Origin of the sequence: Actinocorallia herbida (assembly GCF_003751225.1) — a bacterium.
GTDB classification, from domain to species: domain Bacteria; phylum Actinomycetota; class Actinomycetes; order Streptosporangiales; family Streptosporangiaceae; genus Actinocorallia; species Actinocorallia herbida.
Window position 1 is genome coordinate 1,939,064 of sequence record NZ_RJKE01000001.1, and the last position, 12,812, is coordinate 1,951,875.

At 72.0% G+C, this 12,812-nt stretch carries 13 protein-coding genes; 9 read left to right on the forward strand and 4 right to left on the reverse strand.

What is annotated here, in order from left to right:
• Positions 1 to 45: 45 nt before the first annotated feature.
• Together EDD29_RS09160 and EDD29_RS09165 are read right to left on the reverse strand one after the other, a co-directional pair.
• On the reverse strand, positions 46 to 672 hold the full coding sequence (locus EDD29_RS09160; protein WP_123663982.1) for a TetR/AcrR family transcriptional regulator: 627 nt from the start codon (positions 670 to 672) through the stop codon (positions 46 to 48).
• Between the two features lie 23 nt (positions 673 to 695).
• On the reverse strand, positions 696 to 1,907 hold the full coding sequence (locus EDD29_RS09165; protein ID WP_123663983.1) for an acyl-CoA dehydrogenase family protein: 1,212 nt from the start codon (positions 1,905 to 1,907) through the stop codon (positions 696 to 698).
• A 45-nt stretch (positions 1,908 to 1,952) separates the two neighbouring features.
• Between EDD29_RS09165 and EDD29_RS09170 the strand changes: the two genes are divergently transcribed.
• The 7 genes from EDD29_RS09170 to EDD29_RS45335 all read left to right on the forward strand — a co-directional run bounded on the left by EDD29_RS09170 (position 1,953) and on the right by EDD29_RS45335 (position 8,176).
• Complete coding sequence (locus EDD29_RS09170; RefSeq protein WP_123663984.1) at positions 1,953 to 2,687, forward strand: SDR family oxidoreductase; 735 nt, start codon at positions 1,953 to 1,955, stop codon at positions 2,685 to 2,687.
• Position 2,688: 1 nt separating this feature from the next.
• A complete protein-coding gene (locus EDD29_RS09175; RefSeq protein ID WP_123663985.1) occupies positions 2,689 to 3,645 on the forward strand; it encodes a quinone oxidoreductase family protein in 957 nt (318 codons plus the stop codon).
• Positions 3,646 to 3,808: 163 nt separating this feature from the next.
• Positions 3,809 to 4,264: a cysteine dioxygenase gene (locus tag EDD29_RS09180; protein ID WP_123663986.1), complete on the forward strand. Its 456-nt coding sequence runs from the start codon at positions 3,809 to 3,811 to the stop codon at positions 4,262 to 4,264.
• Positions 4,261 to 4,710 (forward strand): rhodanese-like domain-containing protein, encoded by a 450-nt coding sequence (locus EDD29_RS09185; RefSeq protein ID WP_211359612.1) that lies wholly within the window; start codon positions 4,261 to 4,263, stop codon positions 4,708 to 4,710. Before EDD29_RS09180 ends, EDD29_RS09185 begins: the two co-directional genes overlap by 4 nt.
• A 238-nt stretch (positions 4,711 to 4,948) precedes the next feature.
• Positions 4,949 to 6,922, forward strand: a complete 1,974-nt coding sequence (thrS, locus tag EDD29_RS09190) for a threonine--tRNA ligase (RefSeq protein WP_123663988.1) — start codon at positions 4,949 to 4,951, stop codon at positions 6,920 to 6,922.
• A 73-nt stretch (positions 6,923 to 6,995) separates the two neighbouring features.
• Entirely contained in the window at positions 6,996 to 7,592 is a 597-nt protein-coding gene (locus EDD29_RS09195; protein WP_148085911.1) for a TetR/AcrR family transcriptional regulator, read from the forward strand.
• A 47-nt stretch (positions 7,593 to 7,639) separates the two neighbouring features.
• Positions 7,640 to 8,176 carry a hypothetical protein gene (locus EDD29_RS45335; RefSeq protein WP_170201328.1) on the forward strand — a complete coding sequence of 179 codons (537 nt, stop codon included), beginning with the start codon at positions 7,640 to 7,642 and terminating at the stop codon, positions 8,174 to 8,176.
• Between the two features lie 15 nt (positions 8,177 to 8,191).
• Here EDD29_RS45335 and EDD29_RS09205 read toward each other — a convergent pair whose 3' ends face one another.
• Positions 8,192 to 9,037: an Asp23/Gls24 family envelope stress response protein gene (locus tag EDD29_RS09205; protein WP_170201329.1), complete on the reverse strand. Its 846-nt coding sequence runs from the start codon at positions 9,035 to 9,037 to the stop codon at positions 8,192 to 8,194.
• Positions 9,038 to 9,432: 395 nt separating this feature from the next.
• Between EDD29_RS09205 and EDD29_RS09210 the strand changes: the two genes are divergently transcribed.
• Positions 9,433 to 9,966 carry an HIT family protein gene (locus EDD29_RS09210; RefSeq protein ID WP_123663992.1) on the forward strand — a complete coding sequence of 178 codons (534 nt, stop codon included), beginning with the start codon at positions 9,433 to 9,435 and terminating at the stop codon, positions 9,964 to 9,966.
• 113 nt (positions 9,967 to 10,079) lie between these two features.
• The gene (locus tag EDD29_RS09215; RefSeq protein WP_123663993.1) at positions 10,080 to 10,466 is read left to right on the forward strand and encodes a thiol-disulfide oxidoreductase DCC family protein; all 387 of its coding nucleotides are present in this window, start codon (positions 10,080 to 10,082) and stop codon (positions 10,464 to 10,466) included.
• A gap of 92 nt (positions 10,467 to 10,558) precedes the next feature.
• Here the strand turns inward: EDD29_RS09215 and EDD29_RS09220 are convergent, their stop codons facing one another.
• On the reverse strand, positions 10,559 to 12,661 hold the full coding sequence (locus EDD29_RS09220) for an elongation factor G-like protein EF-G2 (protein ID WP_123663994.1): 2,103 nt from the start codon (positions 12,659 to 12,661) through the stop codon (positions 10,559 to 10,561).
• Positions 12,662 to 12,812: the final 151 nt, after the last annotated feature.

The window sequence follows — 12,812 nt, forward strand, 5'->3', positions numbered from 1 at the left end:
CCCGGCGCCGCAAGGCCTCATGGGCTCCGAAGTGCGCAGGAGGCCTCAGGGATGGGGCAGGTGCTCGCCTTCCCTGAGCCGGTCCAGACCGAGCCAGATGAAGTCCAGCGCGGCCGACTCGGCCCGGCCGCGCGGCACCTCCGGGTGCTCCAGCCACCAGGAGATCTGCGAGAACAGCGACCCGTAGATCAGCGGGATGAGCAGCGGGGCGCGCCGCTCGTTCTTGGCCAGCTCCTCCGGGGCGAGCACCTTGCGGCGCCGCGACAGCAGCCGCCCCGCCGCGGCCTCGCCGAACCTGTCGCGCAGTTCCCGCAGCTCCACGCCCACCTCGGGCTTGTCGAGATGCCGGATGATGACGGCCCAGGCGTCGGGCTCGGCGGTCGCGTAGTCGAAGAGGGTGCCGACCATGCCCGAGATGCGCTCCAGCGAGGTCGCGCCCTCGACGTCCACGGCCGACAGGCGGCCGGTGAGGTCGTCGACGATGTTCTGCGCGACCTCGGCGAAGAGCTGCTCCTTGGACTCGAAGTGCTGGTAGAGCAGGGCCTTGGACACGCCCGCCGCCGCCGCGACGTGCTCCATCTGGGTCAGGTGGAAGCCGCGCCTGCCGAACTCGGTGAGCGCGACCCGCATCAGCTGGTCCCGCCGGGTGGCGGCGGACAGTCTCTTGGCCATGTGTGTTCTCGTCCTCCCGGACTCTATTTTCCGAGATAAGACGCGAGCTCGGTACGCGCCACCGAACGCAGGTGGACCTCGTCGGGCCCGTCGGCGAGCCGGAGCGAGCGGGCGCCCGCCCACATCGCGGCGAGCGGGAAGTCGTCGGAGACGCCTCCGCCGCCGTGGATCTGGATGGCCCGGTCGATGACCTCGCCCGCGACGCGCGGCGCGACGACCTTGATCGCGGCGACCTCGGTGCGCGCGCCCTTGGGCCCGACGGTGTCGATCAGCCAGGCGGTCTTGAGGGTGAGCAGGCGGGCCTGCTCGATGGCGATGCGCGACTCGGCGATCTGCTGCTGCACGACGCCCTGCTGGGCGAGCGCCTTGCCGAACGCGACCCTGTCCACCGCGCGTTGGCACATGAGTTCGAGCGCGCGCTCGGCCATCCCGAGGGCCCGCATGCTGTGGTGGATGCGGCCGGGTCCGAGGCGGGCCTGGGCGATGGCGAAACCGCCGCCCTCCTCGCCGATCAGGTTCTCGACGGGCACCCGCACGTCCTCCAGGAGGATCTCGCAGTGCCCCTGCTGGTCGTGCCTGCCGAAGACGGGCAGGGACCGGACGATGGTGAGGCCGGGGGCGTCGAGGGGGACGAGGACCATCGACTGCTGGAGGTAGGGGTGGCCCTCGGGGTCGGTCTTGCCCATGAGGATCATGACCTTGCAGCGCGGGTCCGCCGCGCCGGTGGTCCACCACTTGCGGCCGTTGATCACGTAGTGGTCGCCGTCGCGCACGATGGAGGTGGCGATGTTGGTGGCGTCGGAGCTGGCGACATCGGGCTCGGTCATGCCGAAGCACGACCGGATCTCGCCTGCCAGCAGCGGCTTCAACCACTTCTCCTGCTGCTCGGGCGTGCCGAACAGGTGGAGCACCTCCATGTTGCCGGTGTCGGGGGCCGCGCAGTTGGTGGCCTCGGGGGCCAGCAGCGGGGAGCGGCCGGTGACCTCGGCGAGGGTCGCGTACTCGGTGTTGGTGAGGCCCGAGACGTCCGGCAGGAAGAGGTTCCACAGGCCGGCCGCCCGCGCCTCGCGCTTCAGCTCCTCGACGATCGGAGGCACCTCGTGCGGCCTGCCCGCGGCCACCAGCTCGGCGTGCTGACTGGCGTAGACGGGTTCGGCCGGGTAGACGTGCTTCGTCATGAAATCTTCGAGCCGGGCCAGATACGACGCGGCCCGCTCACTCAACGCGAAGTCCATGGCGGTATCCTAACTGACCCGTCAGTTACTTGAAGGAGGGGTCCCATGGAACTCCACGGGAAGGTCGCCTGGATCACGGGCGGCGCGGCAGGGATCGGCGCGGCCGTGGCCCGCAGGCTGGCCGGGCTCGGCGCGCACGTGGTGCTCGCCGACGTCGACACGGCCGGCGGGGAGAAGCTCGCCGCCGAGCTGGGCGGCCTGTTCGTCCGCTGCGACGTGCGCGAGCCCGCCGAGAGCGTCAAGGCGGTCGAAGCGGCCGTCGCGCGCTTCGGCGGGCTCGACATCGCCTTCCTCAACGCCGGGGTCGCCACCGGCTCGGGCATGGGCGAGTTCTTCGACGTCGAGCGCTACCGCCGCGCGATGTCGATCAACCTCGACGGCGTCGTCTACGGCGTCAACGCCGCGCTCCCCGCGCTGCGCGCGCGCGGCGGCGGGCAGATCATCGCGACCGCCTCGATGGCCGGGCTCACCCCCATGCCGATCGACCCGCTGTACGCGGCGAACAAGACCGCCGTCGTCGGGCTGATCCGCTCGCTCGGGCCCGCCTACGAGGGTGAGAACATCAAGGTGAACGCGCTGTGCCCGTCGTTCGCCGAGACCGCCATCCTCGACGGTCTGCGCGAGGCGCTCGGCTCGTTCCCCATCCTCGACGTCGAGACCGTCGCCGACGCCTTCCTGAAGATCCTGGACTCCGACCTCGTCGGCCAGGCGTGGCCGGTCGTGCCCGGCCGCGACATCGAACCGTTCCGTTTCCGGGGCGTCCCCGGGCCGAGGAGCTGACATGCGCGCCATCCAGATCACCGAGTTCGGCGGACCCGAGGTCCTCACCCTGGCCGACCTGCCGGAACCCGTCGCCGGGCCGGGCCAGGTCCTCGTGGACGTGACCCGCGCGGGCGTCAACTACGCCGACACCCATCAGGCGGAGAACACCTACCTCGCCGCCTCCAAGCTGCCGATGGTCCCCGGCGGCGAGATCGCCGGGACGGCCGGGGGCCGCCGCGTCGTCGGCCTCACCGCCGACGGCGGAGGCTACGCCGAGAAGGCGCTCGCGCTCGAAGGGGCGCTCTACGACATCCCGGACGGCGTGGACGACATGACCGCGCTCGGCCTCATCGTGCAGGGCGCGACGGCCTGGGTGATGCTGCGCAAGAGCGTCCACCTGGAGCCGGGGGAGACCGTGGTGGTCCACGCGGCGGCGGGCGGCGTCGGCACGCTGGCCGTCCAGCTGGCCAAGGCGTTCGGCGCGGGCCGCGTCATCGCGACGGCGTCCAGCCCCGAGAAGCGCGAGTTCGCGCTGAGCCTCGGCGCGGACGTCGCGGTGGACCCCGCCACGCCCGAGCTGCGCAAGGCCCTCATCGAGGCCAACGGCGGCCGCCGCGTCGACGTCGTGCTGGAGATGACCGGCGGCACGGTGACCGACCAGTCCCTGGCCGCCCTCGCCCCCTTCGGCCGCCTCGCCTTCTACGGCATGGCCTCTCGGGAGCAGCCTTCGCCCATCTCCGCGCCCTCGCTCCTGCGGCACTCCACGGCCGTCGTAGGCATGTGGCTCCCTCATGTCCTCACCCTGCCCGGCGACATCATGCGCCGCGCGATGACCGAGCTCTTCGACCTCGCCGCCGCGGGCACCCTGAAGGTCGTCAACGGTGGCGAGTACGCCCTCACCGACGCCCGCTCCGCCCACGAGGCCCTGCGCTCCCGTAAGACCATCGGAAAGCTCGTCCTCGACCCCTCCCGCTGAACCTATGGCCCGGCCGGACGGCTCCACGCGCTCCGGCCGGGACCGTAGTTCGGGGTGTTCTGTACCCGATCATCGGCTTTGTGACCCAAGTGACGGATCTTGATCCCTGCAAACTAGAGCTTTCCGATTGACTCAATAGGAAATGCAGGCCAGGATGGGTCCCATGACGCTGACGACCACGGAAGTCGGGGCCCCGACGCTCGCCGAGCGTGCCCGGCTCTTCGCCGAGACGAGTGATGAGTGGCTGCACCGCGTGCGGCTCGACCCCCAGGGCCGCTGGTACGAGCGGATCGAAGGGGACGAGGACTACGAGGTGTGGATCATCAGCTGGCTCCCCGGCCAGAGCACCGGGTTCCACGACCACGGCGGATCCGCCGGGGCCTTCGCCGTCGTCCTCGGCGAGCTCGAGGAGGCGACGCTCCGCGCCGAGCAGGCGCTCTCCGGCGGACGGGTCAGGCACTTCGGCACGCACCACATCCACGACGTCCGCAACGTCTCCGCCGCCCCCGCGGTGAGCGTCCACGTCTACTCGCCGCCGCTGTCCACGATGAACCGGTACGACCTGACGCCCGAGGGCGAGCTGACCGTCCTCAAGACCGAGTCCGCGGAGGAGTGGTGACCCGCCCCGCCGGCGCCCGCTCCATCGACGAACTCCTCGCCGAAGCCCGCGCCCGCCTCGTCCGCGTGACGCCCGCGCAGGCCCACGCCGAAGCCGCGTACGCCGAAGACCCGGCCCTGCTCATCGACATCCGCCCCGCCGCGCAGCGCGCGGAAGAGGGCGAGATCCCCGGCGCGCTCGTCATCGAACGCAACGTCCTGGAGTGGCGCCTCGACCCCGAGAGCGACGCCAGGATCGCGGCCGCGACGGGCTACGACGTCCGCGCCGTCGTCTTCTGCTCCGAGGGCTACACCTCGAGCCTCGCCGCCGCCGCCCTCCAGGAACTGGGCCTTTCCCGTGCCACCGACCTCGAAGGCGGCTTCGTCGCCTGGCGCGCCGCGGGGCTGCCGACCGCCGCCACGGTCAGCCCGCAGACCCTCCCGGCGACCCCCGCGGTCCTGCACTAGGCCCCGCGCCGGAGGCCGCGGGACGGCCCGGGAGGGCGGAAAGCGATATTCGATCTGCGCCGCGTCCGAACAGCGGTAGAGTGTCAACCATGGCAGCAGCGCTAGAGACGACGACGCCGGGGCACACCCGGCACTCGGAGCCTGCGCGCTGACCTCCGAGACACCAGATGAGGCCCCGGGAGATCACTCCCGGGGCCTCATCGCTTCCCAGACGAATTCGAGCGATCAAGGAGTTCCCGTGTCCGAACTGCGCGTCACCCTCGGCGGAGACGAGCGAGCGGTGGCCGCCGGCACCACGGCGGGCCAGGTCCTCGACGACGCCGGGCGCGGTGGCCCGAAGATCGTCGCCGCCCGGGTGAACGGCGAGCTGCGCGACCTGGAGTACGCCGTCACCGACGGGGACGACCTTGAGGGCGTCGAGATCGACTCCAAGGACGGCCGCGACATCCTGCGGCACTCCACCGCGCACGTCATGGCCCAGGCCGTCCAGGAGCTCTTCCCGGACGCCAAGCTGGGCATCGGCCCGCCCGTCATGAACGGCTTCTACTACGACTTCGACGTGGCGGAGCACTTCACCCCCGACGACCTGAAGAAGATCGAGCGCCGCATGCGCGAGCTCGTCAAGCAGGGCCAGCGGTTCTCCCGCCGGGTCGTCACCGACGAGCAGGCCCGCGCCGAGCTCGCCGACGAGCCCTACAAGCTCGAACTGATCGGCCTCAAGGGCGGCGCCGGGGTCGACGACGAGGAGTCGGTCGAGGTCGGCGGCGCCGAGCTCACCATCTACGACAACCTCGACGCCAAGACCGGCGACCTGTGCTGGAAGGACCTCTGCCGGGGCCCGCACCTGCCGACCACCCGGAACATCCCCGCCTTCAAGCTGATGCGCGCCGGCGGCGCCTACTGGCGCGGCAGCGAGAAGAACCCGCAGCTCCAGCGCATCTACGGCACCGCCTGGGAGTCCCGCGACAAGCAGGACGAGTACCTGAGGATGCTGGAGGAGGCCGAGAAGCGCGACCACCGCAAGCTGGGCGCCGAGCTCGACCTGTTCTCCTTCCCGCCGATCATCGGCTCCGGCCTGCCGGTGTTCCACCCCAAGGGCGGCATCATCCGGCGCGAGCTGGAGAACTACTCGCGCGTCCGGCACGAGCAGGCGGGCTACTCGTTCGTCAACACCCCGCACATCACCAAGGGCCAGCTGTACGAGACCTCCGGGCACCTCGGCTGGTACCGCGACGGCATGTTCCCGCCCATGGAGCTGGAGGGCGCCGAGTACTTCCTCAAGCCCATGAACTGCCCCATGCACAACCTGATCTTCGACGCGCGGGGCAGGTCGTACAAGGAGCTGCCGCTGCGCCTGTTCGAGTTCGGCACCGTGTACCGGTACGAGAAGTCCGGCGTCGTGCACGGCCTCACCCGCGTGCGCGGCCTCACCCAGGACGACGCGCACATCTACTGCACCAGGGAGCAGACCCAGGACGAGCTGCACTCGCTCCTGAAGTTCGTGCTCGACCTGCTGCGCGACTACGGCCTCGACGACTTCTACCTGGAGCTGTCGACCCGCGACCCGAAGAAGTCCGTCGGCTCGGACGAGGAGTGGGAGGAGGCGACCGAGATGCTGCGGGTCGCCGCCGAGAACTCCGGCCTCGCCCTCGTCCCGGACCCGGAAGGCGCCGCCTTCTACGGGCCGAAGATCTCCGTCCAGGCCCGTGACGCGATCGGCCGCACCTGGCAGATGTCCACCATCCAGATGGACCTCCAGCTGCCGAAGCTGTTCAACCTGGAGTACCAGGCCGCCGACGGCACCCGCCAGCGCCCCGTCATGATCCACCGGGCGCTGTTCGGCTCGATCGAGAGGTTCTTCGGCGTCCTGCTGGAGCACTACGCGGGCGCGATGCCGCCGTGGCTGGCCCCGGTCCAGGTCGTCGGAATCCCGATCGCCGACGAGCACGTGCCGTACCTGGAGAAGGTCGCCGCGAAGCTCCGCGACCTCGGGGTCCGCGTGGAGGTCGACGCCTCCGGCGACCGGATGCAGAAGAAGATCCGCAACGCCCAGAAGCAGAAGGTCCCCTTCATGCTGCTGGCCGGTGACGACGACGTCGCCAAGGACGCCGTCTCGTTCCGCTACCGCAACGGCGAGCAGAACAACGGCGTCGCGGTGGACGCCGCCGTCGCCGAGATCCTCAAGGCCATCGCCGACCGCGTGCAGGTCTGACGCCGCCGGACGTGATCTGATCGGGTCCGGACGATCTTCGTCCGGACCCGATCGGATCGGTACTATTCGGGGTGTGACGGGGACCACGATGCCGCGCACGCCCGCGCGGGAGAAGCTGCTCGACGCCGCCGGACGCCTGATCCTCGGCAGCGGGTGGCAGCGGCTGCGCGTCTCGCATGTGGCGGTCGAGGCGGGGGTGAGCCGGCAGAGCGCCTACAACGAGTTCGGCTCCAAGGAGGCGCTCGGCGAGGCGCTGGTGATGCGCGAGTTCGAACGCCACCTCGACGGCCTCACCGAGCAGCTCCTCGACCGGCGCGAGGACGTCGGGCTCGCGGTCGAGGAGGCGGTGCTCTACACGTTCCGGTCGGCCTCGGCCAACCCGGTGCTCAAGGCCGTGCTGACCAGCGCCCGCACGGGCCTGGTCATGGGCGAGCTGGCCGAGGTGGTGCGCAACCGCGAGGTGCCGCCGCTGCCGCAGGCGATCACCGCGGTGACCGCGCTGGTGGCCAGGCACCGGCCCGATCTCGACCCGTTCTCGGTCCGGCTGGCGATCGACATGGTCCTGCGGGTGACCGTCAGCTACCTGGTCACGCCCGAGGGCTCGCACGAGGACGCCGCCGCCAGGATCGCGCTGATGGCGACCAGGGTCCTGGGCCTTCCGGTGCGGTAGCCTCTGGTTTCCTTCCCTACCCCCCAGTAACGCCCATGGGAGAGCACATGCCGGAGACCACCCTGGTCCACCGGGTCCTCGGCAGGTCCGGTTACGTCCTCGCCGCCGTCCTCGTCCTCGGCGCGGGCGCGGTCCTGGCGCAGCCGCTGCTCGAAGACGAGCCGACGGCCACGGGAGCGGCGCCCGGTGCGCCCGCCGAAGGGGACTCCGCGGCGCCCGCGCCCAGCGACTACTTCCCCGACCTCGGCGGCGGTGCCACGGCGGACCCGGGCAAAGGCTCCGGGGGCGGCTCGGGCCAGGGCACCCAGAAGGGCGCCGACGGCCCCTGCGGCACCCAGCGGGCCTTCTACAAGCGCGCGGACGACGGCGTGAAGGTCACCGTGGTCTTCACCGGCGTGGGCGCGGTCCGCGCCCTCGTCGTCCCGGCCAACGGCGAGCCCAGCATGCAGAGCTACACCACCGCGGGCGACCCCACCCCGCACATCTTCGACTTCCCGGACGTCTCGTCCCAGGCCGTCAAGAAGGTCGGCCTGACCGTCACCACGCGGGAAGGCGCCCGCGACTGCGAGCTCCAGCGCAGGTAGCCGGACGCCGCCCGGTCAGGGGCGGGGCTGCTCGTCGGGCATGCGGACGTCCTCGACGGTGACGTTCACCGACGCGACGCGCAGGCCGAGCATGAGGCCGACGATCCGGGCCACGTTGGTCTTGACGACCTTGGCGACCTCCATGACGACGCTGCCGTACTCGACGATCAGGGCGATGTCGACGGAGATCTCGTTGTCCAGGACGCGGGCGCGGACGCGGGGCTCGCCCCGGTCGCTCATGCCGATGCGCTGGCGGACCGCCTCCATCGTCTCGGAGGTGCGGCTCTGCCCGCCGAGTGCGGCGACCCCGCTGACCTCCAGCGCGGCGAGCGCGGCGATCTTCTCGACGACCTCGTCCTCGATCTTTATCTGCCCCTGCACGCCGCCCTGGTGGCGGGGCGCCTCCTCGGCCGGGGGAGGCGGCGGCGCGGGCGCGACGGGTTCCGGCTGGTAGGGCTCGGGGGCCTTGTAGACCTCCGGGGGCGCGGCCTCGGCCGGGTAGCCCGGCTGGGCGTAGGACTCCGGGGCCGGGGCGTAGGACTCCTGCGCGTACGACTCCGGGGAGTAGGACTCGGGCGAGAAGGGGTCCCCGCTGCGCCGCCGGCCGGTCGCAGCGAACTCCGCCGGGGCCTGGCCCGGCGGCAGGACCGTGCCGGTCGAGACGCCCGCGGACATCGCCGACATCGCGGCAGCGGTGCCCTGGTGGCCGCCCTGCTGCGGCGCGCCCTGCTGCTGTTGCTGCGCGGGGGCCTGCTGCGGCGGCGCCGCGGGGGCCGCGGCCGACGGGGCGGGGAAGTACGGCATCGGCGGCCTGGCCTCGGCTCGGTGTTCCCCGCCGTAGGGGCGGTCGAGATCGGTCATCGCGGACTCCTCCTGCATGGCCTGGTCGCGCGGTCAATCATGTCGGAGAAGTCTGAGCAGCACCTATGAATACCGGTATTCGTGATGATTTGGTGCTAAACGGGAAGTGACCGGTCCGGTGGTGGGCTCCCCGGCGAAGCCGGGTTCTTCGAGAGCCTGCCCCGGGCCTGGTGGGTACGGTCCGGTGGTGGGCTCCCCGGCGAAGCCGGGTTCTTCGAGAGCCTGCCCCGGGCCTGGTGGGTACGGTCCGGTGGTGGGCTCCCCGGCGAAGCCGGGTTCTTCGAGAGCCTGCCACCGGGCCCGGTGGGTACGGTCCGGTTTCCCCCCGCGCGGCGGGCCCGCCTATCCTGGGCAGGCCTAGGAAAGGGGATGCGGTGGGACACGACCCGGGTGAGATGGAGGAGCAGCAGGGCGTCGGCACGCCCGACGGCTTCCAGCGGTTGTGGACCCCGCACCGGATGGCCTACATCAAGGGCGAGAACAAGCCGACGGGGCCCGGCGCCGCCGACGGCTGCCCGTTCTGCGAGATCCCCAAGGGCCCGGACGAAGAGGGCCTCGTCGTCCGCAGGGGCGAGGGCGTCTACGCGGTGCTGAACCTCTACCCGTACAACTCCGGCCACCTGCTGATCTGCCCGTACCGGCACGTCGCGGACTACACCGAGCTCGACGACGCCGAGGCGCTCGAACTCGCCAAGTTCACCCAGGCGGGCCTGATCGCGGTCCGCCGCGGCACCGGCGCCCAGGGCGCCAACGTCGGCATGAACCTCGGCCTCGTCGCGGGCGCGGGCATCGCCGCCCACCTCCACCAGCACATCGTCCCCCGCTGGGGCGGCGACACCAACTTCATGCCGGTGGTCGGCCACACCAAGGTCATGCCCCAGCTCCTCAGGGACACCCGCAAGGTCCTCGCCGAGTCTTGGCCGGAATGATCGACCGGGACGCGCCCGCCGTCGGTGGGCGCGTTCTCTCCCTCTCCTTGAACGTGTTCAAGGAGACATCGCGAACCCTTGAACGCGTTCAAGGAGGGGCGTACGGTCGCAGCATGAGGACCGGAGACGTGCTGCTGTTCGACGGGGACTGCGGGTTCTGCACGGTGTGCGTGGGGTTCATCGAGAGGCGGATCAGGCCCGCGGCGGAGGTGCTGCCGTACCAGTGGCAGGACCTCGCGGGCTACGGGGTGACCGCCGAGCGGGCGGCGCACGAGGTGCTGTGGGTGCGGCCCGACGGGACGGTATCGGGCGGCGCCCGGGGCGTCGCGGCGCTCCTGCGGTCGGCACGCGGCCCGTGGCGGCCGCTCGGATACGTGCTCGCGGTACCGCCCGTGAGCTGGGCGGCGCACGGCCTCTACCGCCTGGTGGCCAGAAACCGCCACAAGCTCCCCGGCGGCACCGCCGCCTGCTCGATCGCCGCCGCTCCGCCGCGGCGGTGATCGGGCGTTCGGGATCGCGGCGCCCGATCGCACCCGTGTGATTTCCGGGTCAGGGGCCGCGCCCGATGGCCGAGCTGGAACCCTTCAGGTGCTCAGAACCTTTCGTGGCGGAGGAAGGTGCGGTGGAAGGTGCCCGTGCCGTGGGAGAGGGAGCGGAGGTCCACGGCGTATCTGGTGAGTTCCAGACCGGGGACCTCGGCGTGGATGAGGGTGCGGGAGCCCGGGATGGGCTCGGCGCCCAGGACCCGGCCGCGGCGGGACGACAGGTCGGACATGACCGGGCCCACGTGGTCGTCGTCGACCAGGATCTCGACCTCGTCGACGGGTTCCAGGAGCGGGACGGGGACCTTGGTCGCGGCGTCGCGCAGCGCCAGCGCCCCGGCCGTCTGGAAGGCGAGGTCACTCGAGTCGACGGGGTGGGCCTTGCCGTCGTGCAGGGTCACCCGGACGTCCACGAGCGGGTGATCGGAGGCGACGCCCTTGGCCGCCTGGGCCCGCACGCCCTTCTCCACCGACGGGACGAACTGCCGCGGCACGACCCCGCCGACGATCCGGTCGACGAACTCGATGCCCGATCCGGGCGGCAGCGGCTCCACGGTGATCCGGCAGACCCCGAACTGGCCGTGCCCGCCGCTCTGCTTCACATGGCGGCCGAGCCCCTCGGCGGCCGCGCCGAACGTCTCGCGCAGCGGCACCTTCAGCTCCGCGGGCTCGACCTCGACCCCGAACCTGCCGCGCAGCCGGTCGAGCAGCACGTCGGCGTGCGCCTCGCCGAGGCACCACAGGACGAGCTGCCCGGTCTCGGCGTCGTTGTCGAGCCGGACCGTCGGGTCCTCGGCGACGAGCCTGCCGAGCGCCTGGGCGAGTTTGTCGTCGTCGGCCTTGGACCGCGGCCTGATCGCGACGGGCAGCAGCGGGTCGGGCAGCTCCCAGGGCGCCACCCGCAGGGGCCGCGCGGGCGCCGACAGGGTGTCGCCGGTCTCGGCGTGCCCGAGCCGCGAGATCGCGCAGATGTCCCCGGCGACGCACTGGGCGACGGTCCGCTGCCGTCGGCCGAGCGGCGTGGTGAGCGCCCCGACGCGCTCCTCGGAGACGTGCGGGCTGCCGTTGTGCCCGGCCACCCGCACCGTCTCGTCCGGCCGGAGCGTCCCGGAGAACACCCGGACGAGCGAGATCCGCCCGACATAGGGGTCCGCGACCGTTTTGATCACCTCGGCGGCGAGCGGCCCGTCGGGGTCGCAGACGAGTGCGGCGGTCGCCTTGCCGTCCTCCAGGGTCACCGCGGGCGGCTCGTGCTCCAGCGGCGACGGCAGCCCGCGCGTGATCACCTCGAGCAGTTCGGCCATGCCCGTGACGGGTCCCGGCCGGTCCCCGTGCGGGACCGCGGTGGCCAGCACCGGGAACAGCCCCCCGCGCGCGACCGCCTTCTCCAGGTCGCCGATCAGCTCGTCGACCGGCAGATCCTCCCCGGCGACGTACCGGTCCATCAGGCCCTCGTCCTCGCTCTCCTGGATGACGGCCTCCAGCAGCGCCTCCCGCAGGGGCGCGTACCGCTCAGGCAGGCCCTTGCCCTCCTCCCGGCGCTCTCCCGAGGAGTAGTCGTACCGGCGGGCGCTCAGCAGCCCGACGAGCGCCTGCCCGTCCGGCACGTACAGCGGCACCACGCCGGGGCCGAACGCCTCCTGGCAGGCCGCGACGGTCGCCGCGTAGTCGCCGCGCATCTGGTCGGTCTTGGTGATCACCACGGCGCGGGGCAGCCCGGCCGCCGCGCACTCCTCCCACAGCGCGCGGGTCTGCCCGTCGACGCCGTCCACCGCCGAGATCGTGAACAGGGCGGCGTCGGCGGCGCGCAGCCCGGCCCGCAGGTCGCCGAGGAAGTCGGGGTATCCGGGCGCGTCCAGCAGGTTGACCTTGACGCCGTCGCACGCGAAGGGCGCGAGGGCGAGGTTCACCGTCCGGTGCTGGCGGGCCTCGCCGCCCGCGGACGGCGACTGGTCGGCGATCGTGGTCCCGTCCTCCACCCGCCCGGCCTTGGGGATCGCGCCGGACGCCGAGAGCAGCGCCTCGGCGAGGGTCGTCTTGCCCGCTCCGGAGCGGCCGACCAGCACCACGTTCCTGATCCGCGCGGGCCGGTCGGCCTCGGGAGCCCTTACGTCGGTGTCTCTCCCCCCGGAAGAGCCGTTCTTGTCGGACATGTCCGCTCACCTCCACGTTGAGGGAGGGTGTGGGCACGCCCGCGGTGACGGGCGTCACACCCGTACTCCCACCCTCCTCCCACCGAGGCGCGCAGGCAAGGGGCCACCTCCCGGCGGCTGCCCGGGGACTACGATGGCGGGACTCCTGATG

Bases quoted from the DNA above. Each gene is read 5' to 3' on its own strand.
- EDD29_RS09175 (WP_123663985.1), top strand. From the start codon at position 2,689: ATGCGCGCCATCCAGATCACCGAGTTCGGCGGACCCGAGGTCCTCACC.
- EDD29_RS09170 (WP_123663984.1), top strand. From the start codon at position 1,953: ATGGAACTCCACGGGAAGGTCGCCTGGATCACGGGCGGCGCGGCAGGG.
- EDD29_RS09205 (WP_170201329.1), bottom strand. From the start codon at position 9,037: ATGACCGATCTCGACCGCCCCTACGGCGGGGAACACCGAGCCGAGGCC.
- EDD29_RS09160 (WP_123663982.1), bottom strand. From the start codon at position 672: ATGGCCAAGAGACTGTCCGCCGCCACCCGGCGGGACCAGCTGATGCGG.
- EDD29_RS09210 (WP_123663992.1), top strand. From the start codon at position 9,433: ATGGAGGAGCAGCAGGGCGTCGGCACGCCCGACGGCTTCCAGCGGTTG.
- EDD29_RS09165 (WP_123663983.1), bottom strand. From the start codon at position 1,907: ATGGACTTCGCGTTGAGTGAGCGGGCCGCGTCGTATCTGGCCCGGCTC.
- EDD29_RS45335 (WP_170201328.1), top strand. From the start codon at position 7,640: ATGCCGGAGACCACCCTGGTCCACCGGGTCCTCGGCAGGTCCGGTTAC.
- EDD29_RS09180 (WP_123663986.1), top strand. From the start codon at position 3,809: ATGACGCTGACGACCACGGAAGTCGGGGCCCCGACGCTCGCCGAGCGT.
- EDD29_RS09215 (WP_123663993.1), top strand. From the start codon at position 10,080: ATGAGGACCGGAGACGTGCTGCTGTTCGACGGGGACTGCGGGTTCTGC.
- EDD29_RS09220 (WP_123663994.1), bottom strand. From the start codon at position 12,661: ATGTCCGACAAGAACGGCTCTTCCGGGGGGAGAGACACCGACGTAAGG.